The sequence below is a fragment of the Paralcaligenes ginsengisoli genome (genome assembly GCF_054781135.1).
In genome coordinates, this window is record NZ_BAAGUZ010000018.1 from 1 (window position 1) to 21,720 (window position 21,720).

The 21,720-nt window shown below is 56.7% G+C and carries 21 protein-coding genes; 11 read left to right on the forward strand and 10 right to left on the reverse strand.

Going from position 1 to position 21,720, the window contains the following annotated elements:
* Nucleotides 1–209: 209 nt before the first annotated feature.
* From ACYVIS_RS09780 to ACYVIS_RS09800, 5 genes are all read right to left on the reverse strand, one after another.
* Nucleotides 210–947 (reverse strand): enoyl-CoA hydratase/isomerase family protein, encoded by a 738-nt coding sequence (locus tag ACYVIS_RS09780; RefSeq protein ID WP_460873876.1) that lies wholly within the window; start codon nucleotides 945–947, stop codon nucleotides 210–212.
* A 42-nt stretch (nucleotides 948–989) separates the two neighbouring features.
* Nucleotides 990–2,312, reverse strand: a complete 1,323-nt coding sequence (locus ACYVIS_RS09785; RefSeq protein WP_232742646.1) for a TRAP transporter large permease — start codon at nucleotides 2,310–2,312, stop codon at nucleotides 990–992.
* Nucleotides 2,309–2,818 carry a TRAP transporter small permease subunit gene (locus ACYVIS_RS09790; RefSeq protein WP_232742645.1) on the reverse strand — a complete coding sequence of 170 codons (510 nt, stop codon included), beginning with the start codon at nucleotides 2,816–2,818 and terminating at the stop codon, nucleotides 2,309–2,311. The genes ACYVIS_RS09785 and ACYVIS_RS09790 overlap by 4 nt, the downstream gene beginning before the upstream one ends.
* A gap of 45 nt (nucleotides 2,819–2,863) precedes the next feature.
* Complete coding sequence (gene dctP, locus ACYVIS_RS09795) at nucleotides 2,864–3,850, reverse strand: TRAP transporter substrate-binding protein DctP (protein ID WP_232742644.1); 987 nt, start codon at nucleotides 3,848–3,850, stop codon at nucleotides 2,864–2,866.
* An 89-nt stretch (nucleotides 3,851–3,939) separates the two neighbouring features.
* The gene (locus ACYVIS_RS09800) at nucleotides 3,940–5,118 is read right to left on the reverse strand and encodes a CaiB/BaiF CoA transferase family protein (RefSeq protein WP_460873903.1); all 1,179 of its coding nucleotides are present in this window, start codon (nucleotides 5,116–5,118) and stop codon (nucleotides 3,940–3,942) included.
* 154 nt (nucleotides 5,119–5,272) lie between these two features.
* Here ACYVIS_RS09800 and ACYVIS_RS09805 point away from each other — a divergent pair, with 154 nt between their 5' ends.
* The 4 genes from ACYVIS_RS09805 to ACYVIS_RS09820 all read left to right on the forward strand — a co-directional run bounded on the left by ACYVIS_RS09805 (nucleotide 5,273) and on the right by ACYVIS_RS09820 (nucleotide 7,832).
* On the forward strand, nucleotides 5,273–5,428 hold the full coding sequence (locus tag ACYVIS_RS09805) for a hypothetical protein (protein ID WP_460873877.1): 156 nt from the start codon (nucleotides 5,273–5,275) through the stop codon (nucleotides 5,426–5,428).
* 10 nt (nucleotides 5,429–5,438) lie between these two features.
* Entirely contained in the window at nucleotides 5,439–6,311 is an 873-nt protein-coding gene (locus ACYVIS_RS09810) for a LysR substrate-binding domain-containing protein (RefSeq protein WP_232742642.1), read from the forward strand.
* A 142-nt stretch (nucleotides 6,312–6,453) separates the two neighbouring features.
* Nucleotides 6,454–6,969: a peptide-methionine (S)-S-oxide reductase MsrA gene (msrA, locus tag ACYVIS_RS09815; protein ID WP_232742641.1), complete on the forward strand. Its 516-nt coding sequence runs from the start codon at nucleotides 6,454–6,456 to the stop codon at nucleotides 6,967–6,969.
* 44 nt (nucleotides 6,970–7,013) lie between these two features.
* A complete protein-coding gene (locus ACYVIS_RS09820; protein WP_460873878.1) occupies nucleotides 7,014–7,832 on the forward strand; it encodes an isocitrate lyase/PEP mutase family protein in 819 nt (272 codons plus the stop codon).
* Nucleotides 7,833–7,861: 29 nt separating this feature from the next.
* On the opposite strand, the gene ACYVIS_RS09825 is transcribed toward ACYVIS_RS09820, so the two are convergent.
* Both ACYVIS_RS09825 and ACYVIS_RS09830 read right to left on the reverse strand, forming a co-directional pair.
* Nucleotides 7,862–8,932, reverse strand: a complete 1,071-nt coding sequence (locus ACYVIS_RS09825) for a PA0069 family radical SAM protein (protein WP_460873879.1) — start codon at nucleotides 8,930–8,932, stop codon at nucleotides 7,862–7,864.
* Nucleotides 8,933–9,001: 69 nt separating this feature from the next.
* Complete coding sequence (locus ACYVIS_RS09830; RefSeq protein ID WP_460873880.1) at nucleotides 9,002–10,156, reverse strand: winged helix-turn-helix domain-containing protein; 1,155 nt, start codon at nucleotides 10,154–10,156, stop codon at nucleotides 9,002–9,004.
* Between the two features lie 197 nt (nucleotides 10,157–10,353).
* Between ACYVIS_RS09830 and ACYVIS_RS09835 the strand changes: the two genes are divergently transcribed.
* Nucleotides 10,354–11,481, forward strand: a complete 1,128-nt coding sequence (locus tag ACYVIS_RS09835) for an aminotransferase class V-fold PLP-dependent enzyme (RefSeq protein WP_460873881.1) — start codon at nucleotides 10,354–10,356, stop codon at nucleotides 11,479–11,481.
* A gap of 4 nt (nucleotides 11,482–11,485) precedes the next feature.
* On the opposite strand, the gene ACYVIS_RS09840 is transcribed toward ACYVIS_RS09835, so the two are convergent.
* Nucleotides 11,486–12,208: a GntR family transcriptional regulator gene (locus ACYVIS_RS09840; RefSeq protein WP_232742636.1), complete on the reverse strand. Its 723-nt coding sequence runs from the start codon at nucleotides 12,206–12,208 to the stop codon at nucleotides 11,486–11,488.
* A gap of 173 nt (nucleotides 12,209–12,381) precedes the next feature.
* Between ACYVIS_RS09840 and ACYVIS_RS09845 the strand changes: the two genes are divergently transcribed.
* Genes ACYVIS_RS09845 through ACYVIS_RS09855 form a run of 3 tightly spaced genes read left to right on the forward strand, consistent with a single transcriptional unit; the run spans nucleotide 12,382 to nucleotide 16,296 of the window.
* Complete coding sequence (locus tag ACYVIS_RS09845; protein WP_460873882.1) at nucleotides 12,382–13,728, forward strand: class-II fumarase/aspartase family protein; 1,347 nt, start codon at nucleotides 12,382–12,384, stop codon at nucleotides 13,726–13,728.
* A gap of 42 nt (nucleotides 13,729–13,770) precedes the next feature.
* Nucleotides 13,771–14,751, forward strand: coding sequence for a Bug family tripartite tricarboxylate transporter substrate binding protein (locus tag ACYVIS_RS09850; protein WP_460873883.1), 981 nt, complete (start codon nucleotides 13,771–13,773; stop codon nucleotides 14,749–14,751).
* 30 nt (nucleotides 14,752–14,781) lie between these two features.
* Entirely contained in the window at nucleotides 14,782–16,296 is a 1,515-nt protein-coding gene (locus ACYVIS_RS09855) for a fumarate hydratase (protein ID WP_460873884.1), read from the forward strand.
* A 126-nt stretch (nucleotides 16,297–16,422) separates the two neighbouring features.
* Here the strand turns inward: ACYVIS_RS09855 and ACYVIS_RS09860 are convergent, their stop codons facing one another.
* Nucleotides 16,423–17,337, reverse strand: coding sequence for a LysR family transcriptional regulator (locus tag ACYVIS_RS09860; RefSeq protein WP_460873885.1), 915 nt, complete (start codon nucleotides 17,335–17,337; stop codon nucleotides 16,423–16,425).
* A gap of 112 nt (nucleotides 17,338–17,449) precedes the next feature.
* Between ACYVIS_RS09860 and cuyA the strand changes: the two genes are divergently transcribed.
* The 3 genes from cuyA (at nucleotide 17,450) to ACYVIS_RS09875 (ending at nucleotide 20,809) form a co-directional block, all read left to right on the forward strand.
* Entirely contained in the window at nucleotides 17,450–18,466 is a 1,017-nt protein-coding gene (gene cuyA, locus ACYVIS_RS09865; RefSeq protein ID WP_460873904.1) for a D-cysteate sulfo-lyase, read from the forward strand.
* A gap of 175 nt (nucleotides 18,467–18,641) precedes the next feature.
* A complete protein-coding gene (gene cuyB, locus ACYVIS_RS09870; protein WP_460873886.1) occupies nucleotides 18,642–19,367 on the forward strand; it encodes a cysteate racemase in 726 nt (241 codons plus the stop codon).
* A gap of 77 nt (nucleotides 19,368–19,444) precedes the next feature.
* A complete protein-coding gene (locus tag ACYVIS_RS09875) occupies nucleotides 19,445–20,809 on the forward strand; it encodes a sensor domain-containing protein (RefSeq protein ID WP_460873887.1) in 1,365 nt (454 codons plus the stop codon).
* Here ACYVIS_RS09875 and ACYVIS_RS09880 read toward each other — a convergent pair.
* Nucleotides 20,797–21,681 carry a LysR substrate-binding domain-containing protein gene (locus ACYVIS_RS09880; RefSeq protein ID WP_460873888.1) on the reverse strand — a complete coding sequence of 295 codons (885 nt, stop codon included), beginning with the start codon at nucleotides 21,679–21,681 and terminating at the stop codon, nucleotides 20,797–20,799. The genes ACYVIS_RS09875 and ACYVIS_RS09880 overlap by 13 nt on opposite strands.
* Nucleotides 21,682–21,720 lie beyond the last annotated feature (39 nt).

The following is a 21,720-nucleotide window of genomic DNA, read 5'->3' on the forward strand; positions in this document are numbered from 1 at the left end:
ATCCAGCACGCCGTGCCGGCCCTGACCCCAAGCCCCGATAGACGGCGTCTTTAAATACCAAAGCTACCAATCCATCGAATGCCGTAAACACTCTAGCCAACGCAGGATTCAGCGAACCATTCGGATTTTTTTCAAGTCTGTTCTAGGATGCATGGATGACACGGCGATTACCATAATCGCTATGACTAACGCAGACCACCCCGGACGCCCTACCGCTTCTTGTCATTGATAACGGCCAGGCGCGCACGGAGTTCGGGCGATGCCAGCGATGCGGTGTAATGGGCGCGCAAGACGTCTTGATCGGCACAGCCATACGCAGTCGACATTACATCGGCTTTTATAGTGGCCAGCACGTTGGGTTCGCAGGCCAGAATAGACTCAATATAAGTTCGCACTGCGGCGTCGAGCCCGGAGGGATCGACCAGTTCTGTTAAAAAACAGACGCGCAGCATTTCAATATCATCGATGGTTTGTGCGGTCATAAACAATTTTTTTGCCGTGCTCAGCCCCAGCACGCCCACATAGCGCCGGATGCCGCCCGGATAATAATGCAGACCGATCCTCGATGCAGGCATCAGCATTTTGCTTCCCCTTACGCCCAGCCGGAAGTCGCAGCACAGCGCCAGATCAGTACCGCCGCCATAAACACTGCCATTCAATGCGCAGATCGTTGGCAGTGGGAACTGCTCGAGACTATCAAGCATGTCTTCGAAGCGGCTATCGAGTTGATCTTGTATGGCGTCCAAGGTATAGCCGGAACTAAAGGTTTTGGTTCCAGTGCCCGTAATGACTACCAGGCGAACACCCGGATCAGCGGCGATCTGCGACAACTGTTTGCTGATGACCGTGCAGTCGTCGGGCGCGATCCGGTTATGCTGCCTGGGCCGCCGCAGCGTAATCGTCGCCACACTTTGATGAATGCTTAATCCGGGTGCCTGATCTTCCATGGTATCTCTGTATTCTGTAGAGGGTGAGTGATAAAACCTGGACTACGTACTCACACCCATTAACGTATCGGGCAGCCAGGTGGCAATGCCGGGAAACGCGGCCAGCAGCACGATAAACAATAACAGTATCGCGACAAACGGCAGCGCTCCCAGCATGATGTCGCGCAGCGATACGCTAGGAGCGACGCCGCGAATAACGAACAGGTTCAAGCCCAAGGGAGGATGAATCAGCCCGACCTCCAGGTTGATGGTCAGCACGACGGCGAACCAGATCAAATCTATCTGGCTATGTGCCAGAACGGGCAGAATGACCGGCATGCTCATCAGAATGACCGAAACGGCAGGCAGGAAAAACCCGGCAACCAGCAGGAAAATATTCAGGATCAGAATCAATTCCCAATTGCTCAGGTTCCAGCTGAACATCCACTCGGCCAGGCTTTGTGTAATGTACAAATACGACATCATGTATGCGTACACAGCCGCGGCGGCGACAATCATCAGAATCATGCATGATTCGCGTACCGCATCGCGCATGATCAGCCACACATCATTGATGCGGTATGTCTTGTAGACGATGGCCACCATGGCCAGCGCGAGAAACGCGGCAATCGCCGCCACCTCGGACGGCGTGGCAAAGCCACCGTACATGAATACGGTGACGGCAATAATAATGGCCAGGAAAGGAGAAATGCGGACTATTCCGCTTATTTTTTCATTAAACGTGAAGTGCTCGGTGATATGCACGGATGAGGCATTTTTAATAGTCCGCATACTGCTTATCCAGGCATACACGGCAAACAACACAACCAGCATCACGCCGGGAATGACACCCGCCAGGAATAGGCGGGCAATGGAGGTATGCGTGACTATCCCATAGACGATAAACGTCAAGGAAGGCGGAATCAGGATACCCAAGGTACCGCCCGCGGCAATTGACCCGGTGGCCAGGCGCGGCGATACATTCCTTTTAATCATTTCCGGAATCCCTACTTTACCGATCGCGGCAGCGGTAGCCGGACTGGAGCCGCACATGGCGGCGAAAAGCCCGCAGCCGATGATATTGGCGATAACCAGGCCGCCGGGTATCTTGAAGAGCCAGCGATGCAGGGAATCGTACAAATCCTTGCCGGCCCTGGATGCGCCAATCGCGCAACCCAACAGCACAAACAGCGGAATGGTCAACAGCGCAAAATTGGAAAGCTCACCCACGAAAGTGTTGGGGATCGATGCCAGCGCATGGCCATCGCCAAACGCATACAGGAAGCCAATTGACACCAGCACCAATCCGAACGAGATAGGAATCCCTGAAAATAAAACGACAAAGGTGGCGATCAGCAATAATCCGCCTATTTGCAGCTCGGTCATGCCTCACTCCTTTGATTGTTTTTGTCCGCATTGACTGCATGATCTTTTCTGATTTCAACCAGATATTGCAAGGCAGTCAGAAACATTCCGACAGGGATGGTGGCATATTTCGGCCATACCAGGGCCCGCCATACGCCCAGCGTGCGTTCTCCGGTGGCAAACGCGTGCACGGCCATGCCCAGACCCTCCCAACCGAGATAAACACAAATGGCGCAGCCAGCCAGCTTGGCAAGCAGCGACAGCTTGCGTTGTATTCGACCCGGCACGATGGACTCAAGCAAATCCATTTTTACGTGCCCTCCCGTGGCCAGCGTATACGGAGAACCCAGGAAAATTGCCGCGATCATCAGCTCGATAGCGGTTTCCAGTTCCCAGGAGTTCTGCAGGCCGATGCTGCGCTTGAACACCATCCAGGTAATGATGACCGTGGCGGACAATAATAAAACGGCGGACAAGGCGGCCAGGAACACACCTGCCCTGCCAACCCATCGGTCAAGATAATGCATCGTCCATGCCTCCAAGGTCCGTTGCCAAAAAGGAGATGATAGAAATTATTGGCTCAGCTTTTCTACCGTATCGAGCAATTTCTTGGCTTCCGGGCTGGTGCGGGCATACTCGGGCCAGGCGGTCTTCTTCGCCAGTGTTACCCAGCTTTTGTTTTCGGCTTCGGTCATGGCCTGTACTTTTACGTGGGCCGCTTCGAATTTCTTCACAACTTCCGCCTTGATTTTTTCCTGGTCGGCATTAAAGCTGGCCTGCGTTGCATCGGCGGCATCGTTAAATATCTTTTTTTGTGCCGGCGTGAGCTTGTTCCAAGCTTTGGTCGATATCACCAAAGGCTCGAACACGACAAACATGGTGTATTTCCCGCCTAACGTGGCGTACTTGGTCTGCTCATAAAGACGCATGCTTATAAAAGTATCGTAGGATGTCATCAAACCGTCGAGAACCCCGGTTTGCAGGGCGTTATACAGCTCGGTGGATGGCATGGAGAATACCGAGGCTCCAGCATTTTTCAGCATGGCATCAATAGTTCTGTCGGCTCCCCTGAACTTGAGTCCCTTGACCGAGTCAGGCGTGGTAATAGGCCGCACACGATTGGCGATGCCGCCCTCCATCCACCACCAGGTCAATATGTGAAACCCCTGCTTTTCGGCAACAGCCTGCAAAAGCTTTTCGTAATCGGTGTTCTTGAAACGCATTGCATCGGCTACGCTGCTCATGACTCCCGGTAAAATCGTGATGGAAAACTCAGGCGCCTTGCCAACCCCATAGACCAAGGGAAAAACAGACAGGTCAATGGAACCGTCGGCCAGCGCGTCTATTTGCTTGATCGGGTTGCTGATCAGCGAAGCTCCGGGATAAATCCGGATTTTGAACGAAGGATCGTGCTTGGCGACTTCCTGCGCGAATAACCGCGCTCCGCTGTCGCGGCTGTCGCCTTGCGGCCATTGATGCGTGAGCTTCAAGGTTTCAGCATGCAAGGTGGGAACGCTCAGCACCATGGCAGCCAATAGTAATAATTTATTCAGTTTCATCGTTGTCTCCTGCTGTGATTAAAGGGTTTTAATAAATCATTGTTCTACCCTGCCGCCTGATTTTTTCCGTGCATACCCGATTTAGCCGCTTAGTTGTGTTGATACACCACTTTTCTTGCCAGCAATCCATCGATCTCGCTTTGGGCAACACCGTAATCAGTCAGCACTTGCACCGTGTGCTGCCCAAGCAGGGGTGGAGCGGATCGCACCGATCCATTGGGCATGCTGGTCATGGAAATGGGCAAGCCCACTTGTTTGAGCGTGCCCAGCACGGGATGGTCGACCGTCTCGACCAGACCATTGGCCTTTAGCTGCGCATCGTTGAAAATATCTTCGAGTGTATTGATGGGGCCGGCGGGAATGCCCGCTTCGATCATGATGGACGTCCATTGCATGCGTGATTTCTTGCCCAGGCTGGCTTCCAGCAATTCCTTGAGCTTCATCCGGTTTTGCATGCGATCGGCATTTGTCTTGAACCGGGGATCCGCAGTCAATTCAGGTGTTTCCAGTATTTCACACAGGCGAACCCACATATCCTGCGTAGCGGGGGCCAAATTCAGGGGGCCATCGGCGGTATCGAATGTGCCGTAGGGCGCAATGACCGGATGTACATTGCCGCAAGGCTGGGGAACCTCGCCCAGGCTTAGATACCGCTGCCCTTGAACGCTTAACAAGCCAACCAGGCCGGCCAGCAATGACGTTTCCACATGCTGCCCCAGGCCACTTCGTTGACGTTCGACACAGGCCGCGAGCACACCCATGGCCACCCACATCCCCGCGGTCAGATCGCCAATGGCCGTACCGACACGCGTGGGGCCCGATTCCGGCGTGCCGGTCAGGCTCATGAAACCGGAATATCCTTGCGCGATCTGATCGAAACCCGCCCAGTCTTTGGCCGGACCCTGGCTGCCGAAACCCGAAATGGAGGCGTATATCAGATCTGGACGCCGGGCGGCCAGTTGTTCGTAGCCCAAGCCCATTTTGCCGGTCGTACCGACCTTGAAGTTTTCAACCACGATGTCGGACTTGACGGCCAGCTCCTGGATCAGGGCCAGGCCTTCGGCATGGCGGAAGTCGACCCCCATGCCTTTCTTGTTGCGATTCGCACTAAGATAATAAACACTTATATCGCCATCGAAAGGCCCCCACTGGCGAATCATATCGCCGTTCGGCACAGGCTCCACCTTGATGACCTCGGCACCCAGATCAGCCAGTATCATTGTGCAGAACGGACCTGACAAAGCACGCGTCAGATCCAGTACTTTCATACCCGCTAGCGGCAAATTCACCGGCCAGTCTCCTTTTCTTTGAATGATTTGGATTCTAGGCAATAGGTTCGGAAGAATGAAATAGTATTTAATGACCTTTCAATAAGAAAATCTTATGATAAGGTTGGATAACAGCAATAGTGGAACGGTATGCATGGATCTCGAAGGATTGACAGCAAGACGATGCTCCGCGGCGGGCAGCATCAAGCTGGCCAGAAAAGCGAACCATGGCGTTCTTTCCAGCGAACGATTTTTGAATGCGATGAGATATGAATCTGCGGCAATTAAAATATTTCGTAAAGATCGTTGAAGCGCAAAACATGACACGGGCTGCGGAATCGCTGCACATAGCGCAACCTGCGTTAAGCCAGCAAGTAACCCTGCTGGAACAAGAGCTCGGCATAAAGCTCCTGAACCGTAGTCCGCGAGGCATATTCTCCACCAGTGAAGGCGAACTGCTGTACCGGCATGCCAAAACCATACTGCGCCAAGTCGACAACACACGCACGCTTCTATCGAAGAAGGAAGGTGCGATAACGGGTAATGTATCGGTCGGCATGCCATCGAGCACAGCCAGAATATTGGCGCTGAGGCTGATGAAAATGGTCAGGGAACGGTATCCCTCGATTGTGCTGGAAATTGTCGATGTGCCCAGTGCAGACCTCACATCCCTGGTCACTCATGGGCGGGTGGATTTTTCCTTGGTACCCGATCCGCAAAAATCAAAAGACATGGCATTCATCCCCGTTTTGCGGGAAGAGCTTTACCTGATGACGCATCCTGGCGTTCAATTGCCCCGAGGCGAGGTTCCGCTGGAAAAAATCGTTTCCCTTCCTCTTATTATGCCCAGTCTGCCCAACACGGTGCGCTCAAAAGTCGAGAATGCATTTCTACAGGCCCATCTCACCTATAACCTATATGGCGAGGCGAGCACTTCGGCCATCCTGATCCCTGCCGTGAAGGCGGGCCTGGCGGCCACGGTTCTAACCTATGCGGCGGGGCATGAAGAAATACAACGCAAGGAAGTGGCCATGCATAGAATCGGAATTGGCTTAAGTAGGGAAATGTGCCTGTGCACCAGCGATACCCTGCCCGTTTCGCCGGCGACGACAACCGTGATAGAGCTGTGCCGCAAGCTGCTAAAGGAACTGGTGGATACGAAAATATGGAAAGGCATTCAGTTACTTTTTTGATAGAAACACGCAGGCTGCGGCGCACCAGTGTACGGGTATATCATATGAACATGCCGTGCCTCCCTGAGAGGAGGCAGACGCACTCATATATTGCCACGGCCCGGAGGCCGCTTCTTGCCTCGCCCGAACAGGAGTACCGACCATGACTACAACGACCGAACGCGCCATTCTTGCCGGCGGCTGCTTCTGGGGCATGCAGGATCTGCTGCGCCGCTATCCGGGGGTAATTTCCACACAGGTGGGCTATACAGGCGGCGACGTCGCCAACGCGACCTACCGCAACCACGGAACTCACGCCGAAGCGATCGAAATAATCTTTGATCCCAAGACGATCAGCTATCGCCGCCTTCTGGAGTTTTTCTTCCAGATTCATGATCCAAGCACACGCAACCGCCAGGGCAACGACACCGGAACCAGTTATCGCTCGGCCATTTTCTACTCCAGCGACGAGCAGAAGCATGTTGCAGAAGATACGATTGCCGATGTCGATGCCTCGGGGCTTTGGCCTGGCAAGGTGGTGACCGAAGTAGTGCCGGCCGGCGCCTTCTGGACAGCCGAACCGGAGCACCAGGATTACCTGGAGCGCTATCCGAACGGCTACACCTGCCATTTCGTCCGGCCTGACTGGAAACTTCCGAGGCGGGAAAAAGCCGCCTGAAGGTTCTGTTTCCCAACCCCCACCACCGAACAGAGGAGGGCCCCATGACCCGTACCATCGCTGAAAAACGCGCCGCCTTTCGCTCCCTTCATGAACGAGGCTGCTTTGTGCTGCCCAATCCCTGGGATGTCGGCAGTGCACGCTACCTGCAGGGGCTGGGCTTCAAGGCACTGGCCACGACAAGCTCGGGCTTTGCCTGGTCGCAGGGCCATTCCGATGGCGCACTCTCGCGCGAGATCGTTCTTTCCCATTTGCGGGACATGGTTGCGGCAACCGATCTGCCGGTGAATGCGGACTTTGAAAGCGGCTTCGCCTCCGATGCGCAAGGTGTGGCGCAAAGCGTGCGGCTGGCAATCGAGACCGGTGTGGCGGGGCTATCGATCGAAGACTCGACAGGCGACCCGGCCAAGCCGCTTTATGACATCGACGTCGCGGTCGCCAGGATCAAGGCGGCGCGCAGCGCCATCGACGAGGCAGGCGGGGATACCCTGTTGGTGGGGCGGGCCGAGAACTTCTTCGCGGGACGGCCGGACCTCGACGACACAATCGCCAGGCTCCAGGCCTATGCGGAGGCCGGCGCGGACTGCCTTTATGCGCCAGGCATACGCACGCGAGAGCAGATCGCCGCCCTGGTCGCCGCCGTCGCGCCCAAACCGTTCAATCTGCTTGTCGGATCGGCCAGTGAACTCACCCTGAAGGATATTGCCGAACTCGGTGTGCGGCGCGTCAGCGTTGGCGGCGCGCTTGCGCGGTCGGCCTGGGGCGGGTTTACGCGCGCCGCCCGCGCCATCGCGGAACAAGGCCGCTTCGACGGATTTGCCGACGCCGCGCCGGGCGCGGAACTCAATTCATTATTTCGCTAGCCCGGGCAGTAATGGATCGGGCACATTTTTCAGAACAGGTTTAGCTGGGCCTTGCGTTCGGGCGGCCGACGAAAGAACTCGGTGCTCAAGCGCTTTCGGCCCTGGTTCAGCCCCGCTTTCGCACACGCTTTTTTAAAGCGCTGTTCGAGCAGATCGGCAAAGACGCCTGTGCCCCTCATTCGGGTTTTAAAATCCGAGTCGTACGCCTTGCCGCCCCGCATCTGCCTGATCAGGTTCATGACATGCTTTTCCTTCAAAGGCTGATGCGCGGCCAGCCATTCGCGAAACAGTTCGGAGATTTCCAGCGGTAGCCGCAGGAGCACATACCAGGCATCTGTGGCGCCGGCATCTTTTGCGCTGAACAAGATCTTTTCCATGTCGCAATCGTTCAGCGCAGGGATGACAGGAGCGACGATCACACCCGTAGGGATCCCCGCCTTGCTTAGCACCCGGATGGCGTCCATGCGGGCCCCAGGAGTGCTGGCGCGCGGCTCCAGTGTTCTGGCCAGGTTCCGGTCGAGCGAGCTCACCGAGATGCAGACTTGAACCAGGTTCTTGCCGGCCATGCGCGCAAGCAGCTCGATGTCTTGCGTCACGGACGCCGATTTCGTCGTAATGGCCACGGGATGGCTGAATTCTTCGAGAACCGCCAGGATCGAAGCCGTTATGCGCAGCCGCCGTTCGATCGGCTGGTACGGATCGGTATTGGCCCCCAGCGCGATAAGCCTGGGTACGTAAGATGGATGCGACAACTCCTTGCGCAGCACGCTGGCCGCGTTGTCCTTGGCATACAGCTTCGTTTCAAAATCCAGGCCGGGAGAATGATTCAGGTAAGCATGCGTGGGCCGCGCATAGCAGTATACGCAACCATGCTCGCAGCCTCGGTACGGGTTGATGGACTGCTCGAAATACAGGTCTGGCGACTGGTTGCGGGAAATAACCGACCTGGCCTCTTCGAAAAAAACCGTCGTGGCCGGCTTTGGCGCGGCGTCTTGATCATCCGGCGCCCACTCGTCGTCGAATGGCTCCCGTTCAAGCGCCTCGAAACGCGAAACCTTGTTCGAAACGCTGCCTCTTCCCTTGATTGGCGTTGTTTGCATAGGAAAATCCCAATATATACTGTATATTTTTACAGTATATATCGATCGCCTTGCCCATGCACTTCCCGCTCAGGGCGCAAACTGGAACCGTTCAAACTCGTGGAGTTTTTCCTCGATCCGCTTTTTATGCCGGGATGCCTTGCCTTGGCCTACCCAGCTCCATTGCTGCAGCAGCAGCTTGCGACGCTCACGGTCGGCCTTCAGATCAACCACCGCAACGATTTCTCCGTCGACCAGCACGGGCAGGCCCATATACCCGTAGATGCGTTTCTCCTTGGGCACATAGGCCTCGAACACATGCTTGTAGCCGAAGAACAAATCCAGCCTCTTGCGCTGGATTACCAACGGATCGAACGGCGAAAGCACATGTATGCCTTCGACCGCCTCCGGGATATCGGCCAGCATTTCCGGACAAGCCCAATGCTCCAGCCTGCCCGCGCCCTCGACAGCCACAGGAACCAGAAGCCCGCGGCGCAGGCGGGTTTCAATGGCACGTCGGACAAGAGGCTTGCGTTTCGCATTCAAGTGGCAGATTGAGTCCAGGCTTGCGATCCCTTGCGATCTAAGCGCTCTGTCGAGCAAATATTCAGTGGTTTGGCTCTCCGAAGCGCTTTTGGGCAGGCTGTCCCACTGGAAGTGCCGGTCCATGAGCTCGTACGTCTTCAACATGCCGACGCGCTCGCTGACAGCCAGCTTGCCCGCGTAGAAAGCGAACTGCAGAGCCCGCTTCGAAGGCTTGCGGCTTGCCCACGCGTGGTCTTTCTCAACCAGCGTATCGTCGCTGATATCGCGTATCGACAATGCGCCCTCACTTCGAATTCGAGTAAGAACCTTGCGAAGATCACCTTGAGTCACAGATCTGTACCAGCTTTTCGGCGACTTTTGATGGAGCCTCATATCGGCCACGAAAAACTTCAGATCGCTGGTTGGGACATAAGACAGGGCATGCGTCCAGTACTCGAAAATGGTCTTGTCGACAGTCTGCGCCTGGTGCAAGTGGCGGCGCTGATAGGACGGAATTCGCGTCCACAGAATATGGTGGTGGCTGCGTTCGATCACATTGATGGTGTCGATCTGCACATAACCCAAATGCTCAATCGCCGCCAGCGTGGCTTTCGCACCGTTGCCGAATGGCGCTACAGTGTCGAGCCTTTGAGCGCGCAGCCAGAGATGGCGCGCCTGCAGTTGAGTAAGAAAAGCGGGAGTGGTGGATTGCTGCGGCATACGAACCTGGCGCTACCAAATTTGGTTAGGGGAAAATTATACGGTCAAGCCGGATTTGCCTATCATTCGACCACAATGGTCTAAAATCAGGCCAGAAATACACCGAGGTCGACATTGCTTTGGGAGAGCGGAATGCTCCTGGTCTTTCACCTTGAATTGACCGTGCCGATCCCATTCTTTCCTCCAGGAGAAGAAACTTGCCTAGCCTACTGCCCAATATCGATCCCGACGGACTTCTGGAATATTCCGTGGTCTACACCGACCGTGCAATAAATCACATGTCGCATGTTTTTCAAGACGTAATGAAAGACATCTCCAAAACATTGAAACGCGTCTACAACGCGCAGTCGGCCATTGTAGTGCCCGGCAGCGGCACCTTCGGCATGGAAGCGGTGGCGCGGCAATTTGCCACAAACAAGCGATGCCTTGTTATCCGCACCGGATGGTTCAGTTTCCGCTGGAGCCAGATTTTCGACATGGGCGGCATACCTTCGGCCACCACGGTGCTCAAAGCACGCCCGGCCGAAAACGGCAGGCAAGCGGCGTTCGCGCCCCCTCCTATCGAAGAGGTGCTGGCCGCGATCAAGGCAAACAAACCCGATGTCGTGTTCGCTCCTCATGTCGAAACCGCCTCCGGAATATTGCTGCCCGACGCCTATATGCGAAAAGTCGCCGACGCCGTGCATGCCGAAGGGGGACTCTTTGTGCTGGACTGCATCGCGTCCGGAGCCCTCTGGGTCGACATGCAGGCGATTGGGGTGGATGTGCTGATCAGCGCACCGCAAAAAGGCTGGAGCGCCTCGGCGTGCTGCGCCCTGGTAATGCTAAGCGCCCTGGCGCGGGAAAAAATCGACTCCACCGTCAGCACCAGCTTTGCCTGCGATTTGCGCAAATGGATGCAGATCATGGAAGCCTACGAGCAAGGCGGCTTTGCCTACCACGCCACCATGCCCACCGATGCCCTTACCGTCCTGCGCAACGTCATGGCCGAGACGCAAGCGTATGGCTTCGACAAGGTTCGCGCGGAACAGCAGCAGCTCGGCGACAAAGTACGCGCGCTGCTGGCCGGGAAAGGCTTCAAGAGCGTCGCGGCAAAGGGCTTTGAAGCGCCCGGCGTCGTCGTCAGCTATACCGACGACGACGGCATACACTCCGCCAAGAAATTCACACAGGCGGGTTTGCAGGCCGCCGCGGGCGTACCGCTGCAATGCGATGAACCCGCCGATTTCAAGACATTCCGTATCGGGCTGTTCGGCCTGGACAAGCTGCACAATATCGAGCGCACAACGGAACGCCTGGCAAAGGCCCTGGACGAGATCGTCTAGGCGGCTATTTTTCTCTAACCAGGGTGGTCGAGAATTTATAACGTCCCGCCGGGTAGAAGGACGTAGACACCTCGAGCAGCGTGCCACCCTGGTCGCGATACTGTCGCAAAATCGACAAGCCCGGCGAACCTGTCTCCGCGCGCAGCATCCTGGCGACAGGCGAAGGCAAACGGCAGGCTGTTATGCCTTGCTCAACCGTGACTATTCGTCGCCCGTAATGAGCTTCTATCAGCTCGGAAATCAGGCGATCCGGATTTGCTTTCACAAATTTCCTGATCTCGCCATAGCGAGCATCGACATACACATCCGTCCAGACTATCGGCATATCATCGGCGCCCGCACGCACTGAGGTGAACTTGAGCCACCGCGTGCCGGGGCCGACGCCCAACTCGCTGGCCAGTTCGATATCCGCCACGATTTCCTGAACCTTCTGCAACTGGCGCGGGGTACTTGCCGCCAGTTGGATCAAATCGTCAAGAGAGGACAAGGACTGGCTAAAACCGGTACTGGGCGACATGGACTCGACAATCGTCCCGCTGCCACGCCGACGAGAAATCAAACGCAAATCCTGCAGCTGGCGCAATGCCGCGCGCACTGTGTGGCGGCTTGCATCAAATTCTTCAACCAGTTCTTTTTCCGTGGGCATCACAGACCCAACGGGATACCGCTGCTCGGCGATGCGGCGCGCCAGAATTTCGGAGATTTTTGTGTAGCGGATTGCTGTCATGTCATAAGGCTGAAGGAAGTTGCGTCAATTCTAACGTCTTCGCCCGCCCAATCCAGCGGCGAACGGAAATCTCGTGAAGACAGCAACGGACAATCACACCGAAATAATTGATTGACAGATTATTTCGACGATCATAATATGTTCGTACAACTTTATTTGAGCGTACATTAATAATGCCTGTTTCAGTTCTCGAATCCGCCATTTTCAAAGATATGTTCGGCACCCCGGCCATGCGTTCCGTATTCGACGATCATGCCACCATACAACGATACATTGACACTGAAGTCGCTCTCGCCACCGTACAAGGACGGCTGGGCGTAATACCCCAGGCCGCGGCCACGGCAATCGCATCGCGCGCCGACGCCGCCAAGATCGACATGAAATTGCTCAAGGAAGAAACCGAAATCGTCGGCTACCCCATCCTGCCGCTGGTACACCAGCTCTCGAAAATTTGCGGCTCCGAAGGCGAATATCTGCATTGGGGCGCAACAACGCAAGACATCATGGATACCGCCACCGTGCTGCAAATCCGCGACGCACTTGCCCTGATCGACGCCGATTTGGCCGAGCTCGATGACTTGCTCGACGGCTTGGCCGGCCATTATCGCGACACGCCAATGGCCGGCCGCACACATCTGCAACATGCTTTGCCCATTACTTTTGGCTACAAGGCCGCCGTGTGGCTGTTGATGATTCGCCGCCATCGCGAACGACTGGCCCAGCTCAGGCCGCGCGTACTGGTCGGCCAATTCGGCGGCGCCGCAGGCACGCTGGCCTCTCTGGGAAATCAGGGGTTAGCTGTGCACGCAGCCCTTATGGCCGAACTCAAACTGGGTGCGACCCCCGTCACCTGGCATGTCGCACGCGACGGCCTGGCCGAAGCAGTGCAATTCCTTGGCCTGATAACCGCGACACTGGGAAAAATCGCATTGGACGTGATGCTGATGATGACCAACGAGCTTGGCGAAGCATTCGAGCCGTTTGTAAAAGGCCGTGGAGCATCCAGCACCATGCCGCAGAAACGCAATCCGATTTCATGCGAACTTATGTGGAGTGCATCCAGAACCGTGCGCCAGCATGCCGGACTGGCTCTGGATGCCATGTTGCACGACTTTGAGCGTGCGACGGGGCCCTGGCACATTGAATGGTCGACGATTCCCGAAGCCTTCGTACTCACAGCCGGTTCATTGCATCAAGCGAAATTCATGCTGGGCGGCCTGGAGGTTGATGCCGCGCGCATGCGCAGCAACCTGGATCTGTCTGGCGGCCTGATTGTCGCCGAAGCGGTAATGATGGGCCTGGCACCGCACATCGGCCGCCAGACGGCGCACGATGTGGTGTACGACGCCTGCCGCAAGGCCGCCAAGACAGGCCTTCAGCTATCCGACGTCCTCTGCGACGAACCGGCCATTTCTTCGCGGATGGACAAAAAAAGTATCGAGGATTTGTGCAACCCATTGAATTACCTGGGTTGCGCACCACAAATGGTCGACAGAATGCGCAACTTCGACCGCCCCTGAGCATTGCATTCATACACCTGCCAAAAGACGAGGAAGACAACCATGAAAAAACGAATTGCGGCTGTAGCCGCCACGATATTGCTTAATCCGATTTTTGCCGTCCACGCGGCGGAAAACTATCCAAACCACGCCATTACATGGATTGTTCCATTTTCCGCTGGAGGCCCTACCGACGCCATGGCGCGTAATATCGCCAACAAGGTATCGCAGGAACTCAAGGAAACCATATTGGTGGAGAATGTGCCTGGCGCCGGAGGCACCATAGGCGCCGCCAAAGCATCGCGGGCAGAGCCCGACGGCTATACCTTTCTGGTGGGCCACATCGGTTACATGGCTGCCGCACCGTCCCTGTACCCCAAACTGCCCTACAGCCCCACCAAAGACTTCGAAGCAGTCTTTCGCTTTCCGGATACGCCTTTAGTCTTGCTCGTCGGTGAAAAATCGCCCTATAAAACCGTCGACGAGCTGATTGCCTTCGGCAAGAAAAACCCTGAGCGGCTCAATTTCGGCAACGCCGGTGTGGGCTCCACCTCGCATCTGGTAGCCGCCATGTTCGCCAGCAAAGCCGGGATACAGATTCAACCCATTGCGTATAAGGGAGCGGGGCCGGCGCTCAATGACCTTATCGGCGGCCAGGTGGATGCCATGTTCGACCAGACAAACACGGCACTGCCCCAGACCCAAGGGAAGAAGGTACGCGCTCTGGCCTTGACGGCTGCCAATCGCATGGAGCAGTTCCCCAACGTCCCCACACTAAAGGAAAGTGCCATCCTTGGCTTCCAGGTATCCACATGGTATGGCTTGTATGCACCCAAAGGCACTCCCGACAAGGTAATACAAACGCTATACCAAGCCTATGGACGTGCGATGCAAGACAAGAGCTTTACTCAGAAGATGGCCGACCAGGGCATACTCCTGCTCCCGGACGCCGACTATGCACCCAAGGCTTTCCAGCAATTCACTATTGACGAAGGCGCGCGCTGGGCGGAAGTCATCAAGAAAGCCGGCATCAGCCTTAAATAGAAATGCCTCACCCTGACGGCCTCATATAACATGGCTACACAAAGCATAAAAGCCGACGATGTGATCAAAAGCATTGCTGACGCACTGCAGTACGTCAGCTACTATCACCCCACCGATTTCCTCCTTGCCATTAAACAGGCATATAAATCGGAAACGCACGCGCCGGCCCGAAACGCTCTGCTCCAATTGCTCATCAACAGCAAACTCTGCGCCCACGCCCATCGTCCGATCTGCCAAGATACAGGCGTGGCTCATGTATTCTTCCGGATGGGCATGGACGCGCGCATTCAAGACACCGGCCACACCGGCGGCACACGCAGCCTGCAGGCACTGGCCAATCAGGCGGTGGCCGAAGCCTATACCTGCGCGGCCAATCCCTTGCGGGCGTCCATGATCCATGGGCCATTGAGTAGCCGGATCAACACCGGCAACAATACACCGGCCATCGTTCACACAGAGCTGGTGGAAGGCAATACGCTGGAAGTGCTTGTAGCCGCCAAAGGCGGCGGCGGCGATGTCAAGGCGCGTTACGCCATGCTCAATCCCAGCGATTCGATTTCCGACTGGATAGTCAATCAATTGCCTGGAATGGGAGCCGGGTGGTGCCCGCCGGGAGTTCTTGGCGTTGGCATAGGCGGCAGTCCGGAACAGGCTATGCTCATGGCCAAGCGGTCTTTATTCGCCCCGATAAATATGCACGAACTGCGGCAACACGAACCTAAAAACGATGTGGATTCGCTGCGGCTCGAACTCTTCGAACGCATCAATGCCCTGGGTATTGGAGCCCAGGGACTGGGGGGGCTGACAACGGTACTTGATATAAAAATAGAGCAAGCGCCCTCTCATGCGGCGCTGCTTCCGGTGGCGATTGTGCCCAACTGCGCAGCCACCCGCTTCACCTCCTTTTTATTGACCGGATCAGGGCCCGCCACCTTCACTCCCCCCGACCCGGCGCTTTGGGATGACGTGCCCGATGCGCTGCCAATGCAGAACGGCAAGTCTGTGAACCTGAATACATTGACTCAGGCACAAGTAGCAAGCTGGCGCGCCGGTGATGCGCTGATGCTTTCAGGTACATTGCTGACCGCGCGCGATGCCGCGCACAAACGTCTTGCCGATCTGCTTGAGAAAAACCTTCCTCTGCCTGTCGATCTGCGCAATCGGGCCATCTACTACACAGGCCCTGTCGATCCGGTTGGCAACGAAGCGGTTGGCCCGGCCGGCCCCACTACCGCCACCCGCATGGATAAATTCATGCCCGCGCTGCTCGAGAAAACCGGGCTGCTGGCGACCATAGGAAAAGCCGAGCGCGGCGCAACAGCTATTGCGGCCATAAAGCACGCCAAATCAGCCTACTTAACGGCGGTGGGTGGTGCCGCCTATCTAATTTCAAAGGCTGTACGTTCCGCCCGCGTCGTTGCATTCGATGACCTGGGCATGGAAGCCATCTACGAATTCGAAGTTCACAACATGCCCGTGATCGTGGCGGTCGACGCGCTAGGCGGCACCGTGCATCGTACCTTGCCCATAATTCCAGAAAACTAGTCTGGAGCAACGGGCAAGCCTTGTCTCGCGCAGCTATTGCGCATATCGCTCGCGTATCTGCCCCGTGTTATTGACGCCATTGCGTTGGCCATTCTGTTCAAGTCAAACCTAATTGGCAATCGCCGCTTAGCCTTTCGATTTGCTCAACATTGTCCAGATTCGGTCCATGGCTTCGGGATAGCTGGAATGGGGGCCGCGATACAGGCCCAACTGCAATGTGACGGGTTTGAATACACCGCCTAAGGCGGTCAAGGTGACCAGAGCCCCGGATTTCAGCTCGCGTTCGACAAGGCTTTCGGGCAGCCAGGCCATGCCCAGGCCGGCCAGCAACATTTCCTTTACCCCGGCCAGAAAAACCGATTCGTGGACGATTTCAACATTGTGGTGATGCAATAATGTGTTGAAAATCCGCTCATGCATAACTCGGCCCAGGAAACTGTCCGGAGGGAACGCCAATAGATTAAGCGGCTTTCCGGCTCGCGGCGCATGTAATGCCCTTCCCTTCTTTCCGGGCACGCTCAGCGGCACCAATTTTTCTTGCCCGAATGGCAAGCGCAAAGACTCGGGTACCAGCTTGTACAGGGAATCGTCTTTTTCTTCCATGCACAACAACAGGTCGGCTTCGCCACGCATGAAAAGCGCCACGCATTCGTCGCGGTTTTCCGAACGCACATTGAAATCGATCCTTGGGCCGTGGTTCTGGATCAGCAATTCCAGCAAAGCGGGCAGCCGCGTCATGGTCAGGGAGTGCTGCGTGGCAAGTACGATCCGTGCCGAACCGTTATGCTCGGATTGCATGCGGCTGCGCAACTGGCCGAGGTCGCGCAATAGTGCGCGAAATGCCGGAACATGCCGTTCGGCTACAGCGGTCAGGCGCATGGGTTGAATGCTGCGATCGACCAGTTCCACACCCAACCATGCTTCAAGCAGCTGTATACGACGAGAAAATGCCGGCTGGGTCACATGGCGCAGCTTCGCGGCACGGGAAAAAGTGCCTGCCTCGACCAGTGTCAGGAAATCTTCGATCCAGAGTTGTTTCATCGGCCTGCCTTGCCTATGCAAAAAAGACATAATGCTCTAAAAACATAGCATTGGGCAACGTCATTATCTCCATATATGATAAGGGCCACTTTCTATCCAGGAGTTCACAATGTTGCAGCTTGCCGCCTATCCCCGCGTACGTTTGGGACACTTCCCCACACCGCTTGAATTCATGCCGAACCTGACCCGGCATCTCGATGGGCCGAATATATATATCAAGCGCGATGATTGCACGGGTCTAGCGACGGGTGGGAACAAGACGCGCAAACTCGAATTTCTGGTGGCGCAGGCGATTGCAGAGGGTGCGGACACCCTGATTACGCAAGGCGCGGTGCAGTCCAACCATGCACGTCAAACCATTGCTGCCGCGGCCCGCGTGGGCATGAAGTGCAAGATTCTGCTCGAACAGCGAGTAAGCGACGCCACCGACGATTACGAGCATTCGGGCAATGTCATGCTCGATGGCTTGATGGGTGGCGAAATCGTCGCGCGCCTGCCCTCGGGCACCGACATGCAACAGGCCATGGAGTCGCTGGCCACGGAATTGCGCAGCGCCGGCGGCAAGCCCTACGTTATTCCCGGCGGCGGATCCACGCCTATTGGCGCACTCGGTTACGTGGCTTGTGCCCAAGAACTGCTGAATCAGTCTTTTGAAACCGGTATGCGTATTGATCATGTGGTTCACGCAACAGGAAGCACCGGCACTCAGGCCGGCCTGGTCGTTGGCTTGCGCGCAAGCAATAGCGGGATTCCCGTCTATGGCGTCAGCGTACGCGCACCCAAGCAGAAGCAAGAAGAAAACGTATGGAAACTGGTGCAGTCCACCCTCGATTACATGAGGCTGCCCGCATCGTCGGTGGAGCGCGCCGACATCGTCGCCAATTCGGACTTCGTGGGCGAGGGTTACGGCATTCCAACCGACTCGATGATCGAGGCGGTGCGCCTGACCGCTGAACTCGAAGCCATATTGCTCGACCCGGTTTATTCGGGCAAAGGCATGGCTGGACTGATCGGCCTGATCCGTTCCGGCCATTTCAAGAAGGGCGAAAACGTGGTGTTCATCCACACCGGAGGTTCCGCAGGCCTGTTCGGCTATCGGGCCGTTTTTGACAAAACACCCAGGGCTTGACCGGCCGGGCCGCCAAATAATAAGGCCGGACTTCAAGCACCTGATATAGCTGATGCCTATGTGAAAACCACGGCTTTCCCTTTCAAGTCGTCCGAGCCACCGGCATGCGACAATTTCTTGTCCGCGAAGCGGGTCGCCCTGACGATGGTGATCGGGGCACTACTGAAGCTATACCATGACCAATAATCAATTCGAAGGCCATTTCCTGGGCGTGCTGGGCGGTATGGGGCCTCTGGCAGGGGCCACGTTCATGGAGCGTCTGATTGCCCTGACCGAAAGCCAATGCGACCAGCAGCATATTCCCGCGATCTTATGGAATGATCCCCGCGTGCCCGATCGCCCCGCCGGGCATGCGGGACATGGCGAGGACCCGCTGCCATGGATGGAAAATGGCGTGAAACGGTTGGTGGAAGCGGGTGCCCGCGCGCTGGTGATTCCCTGCAACACAGCGCATCTTTGGTACGAACAGCTGGCCGCATCGACCCATGTGCCGGTACTGCATATTGTGCAGGCGGTGATCGACGATTTGCGCCGCCGGGGTATCGCCAAAGGCCGCATCGGGGTATTGGGCACCGCCACTACGTTAAGGCTGGGGCTGTATCAACACGAACTGCGGGCACAAGGCTATGAGCCGGTAATACCCCCTGCCGCGCTGATAGAGGGTGGCTGCGCCGATTCGATACGCCTGGTCAAAAACAATCGTTTGGCCGAAGCGCTCCACCCCGCCCTTGCGTGCGTCGCGTATTTGCGCGAGCAGGGTGTGGACGCGGTCGTGCTGGGCTGCACGGAATTGCCTCTGGCGCTGCCGCATCCGCTGCGCGGCGGGCTGGGCGTGGCAATTACCGATTCCATCGATGCCCTGGCCCTGGCCGGCCTGGCTTGGTACCGTTCGCAGCCTTAGTGTTGTCGATGGGCCACGAAATGAGGTTCAATGGCGTCTAACAAGCGTTGGCTGGATCACCTCATTATAATTTCCCCATGGAAACGAACATCTACACGCCGCTGGCCAGCTTCATCGACCTCCTGATGGATGCCGTCTTTGGGGTCGATGTCGATGCCCGTGTCGTTTTCGCCAGCGCCGCGTGCGAGCGTATTTTTGGGTATACGCCGCAAGAAATGATCGGCAAAAACATGTTCGACATGATGCTGCCGGAAGATCGCGAGATGACCCGGAGCTCGGTGAACGACGTCATGTCGGGCCGCCCTCAACTGCATTTTGAGAACCGTTACATTCGCAAAGATGGGCAAGTCGTCCACATCATGTGGTCGGCGCGCTGGTCGGCGGCCGACCAATTGCGGATCGGGGTTGCGCGTGACATCAGCGAACGCAAACGAGCCGAGTCCATGCAGGCGGCGCTCTATTCCATTTCCGAAGCCGCGTACGCCGCCGAGGATCTGCCCACACTGTTTAAACGCATTCACCAGATCGTCGGCGCGCTGCTGCATGCGGACAATTTTTCCGTTACTCTGTACGACGAAGAAACAGGCCAACTGAGTTTTCCATATTATGTGGATGAGCGCGAGCAAACACCCAAGCCGTCCGGGCCTGCCGCGGGAACGCTCTGCGCAGAGATTATCCGTACCGGGCAGCCGCTTCTGCTGACTCCAGAAACAATGACCACTCGCCTGCAGGAGCTGCGAGTCTCCGTGGGCACGAACCCGCTCTGCTGGCTGGGTGTCCCGCTCAAATCGCACAAGGGCACAATCGGAGTGCTGGTGGTCAAGAGCTATCCAGGCGGCGTATGCTACAGCGAAAAGGATCAGGAACTGCTGCAGTTCGTCTCGACCCAGATTGCCACCGTCATCGAGCGCCAACAAATGCAGGTTCGACTGCGGCACATGGCGCAGTACGATCAACTGACCGTCCTCCCCAACCGCGGGCTTCTGTACGATCGTCTGAAAGTCGCGCTGGCAACGGCGCGACGCGAACAAGGGCGATTTTCCCTGCTTTACATTGATCTGGATAAATTCAAGCAGGTCAACGATACCCTGGGCCATGCCGTCGGCGACCTATTGCTGCAAAAGGTTGCCGAGCGCCTGAAGCACTGCGTGCGCGAATCGGATACAGTCGCCCGTGTCGGCGGCGACGAGTTTGTGGTGCTGCTCCAACATACATCATTACCTGAGCAGGCGGCGCTGGTGGCGGAAAAAATCCGCAGCGCGCTAAGCCACCCCATCAGCATAGATGGCCACGACCTGAACATCGTGCCGAGCATCGGGATCGCACTCTATCCAGACCATGGGGACGGCGAGCAACAACTCCTCAAACACGCCGACAAGGCCATGTATTCCGCAAAAAATGGCACCTACCACGACGGATTTCAGAGTTATCACAACAGATAATCCTGGATGGCGGTGCGCAAGGCATTGATCAGGAACGCCACGGCAGCCTCGTGATCGGGGCGGGCGGCGATCATGGTCAGTTCGACTTTGGGTAGACGCGGCAGGCGACTCATTGATGGACTAAGGCCCCTAACCTGCGGCGGCAGCCCAATGGAAGTGCGGATGGTAATACCCAGTCCAGCGGCGACCGCGGCCAGCAGGCCATTCAGGCTGGAGCTTGTAAACGACACATCCCAGTCTATTCCGGTCTTGCTCAGCGCTTCCATCGCGGCCGTCTTGAACAGGCATTGGTTTTCGAACGCGACTAGTTGCAAGGGCTCGGCCGCGCCGCCCGGATCGGGCGCCGGACTATTGACGCCGCCTATCCAGATCATAGGCAATTCGGCCAGCTTTTCGCGATAGGGCGCGGCCCCGCCATCGCCCCACACAACGGCCAAATCCAGTTCGCCGCGATTTACACGCTCCATCAGTTCGGCGTTGCGGCATACGCGGGTTTCGATACGCATGCCGCGGTGGGCTCGGGCGAACCGCCCCAGCACATCGGTCAATACTCGTTCCCCCAGGTCTTCCTGCAGCCCCAGGCGGACTTTGCCTCGAGCTTGCGTGCTGTGTATGGCGGTTAGCGCCGCATCGTTGGCCGCCAAAATTTGGCGTGCGTAGCTAAGCAGGGTTTCGCCTGCTTCGGTCAGTGCCAGTCTGCGGCCGACTTTCTGGAAAAGTGCGACGCCGGTCTGCTGCTCGAGCTTTTTCAACTGGGCACTGACGGCGGCCGGCGAACGCCCGATGCGATCGGATGCTTTGGCGAAGGTGCCCAGCGCCATGCCGGTTTCGAACGTGCGCAGCGCGTTGATATCCAGGTTATGTAAGGCCATATCAATTCCAAAATACTGAACTATCAATGAATAATAATT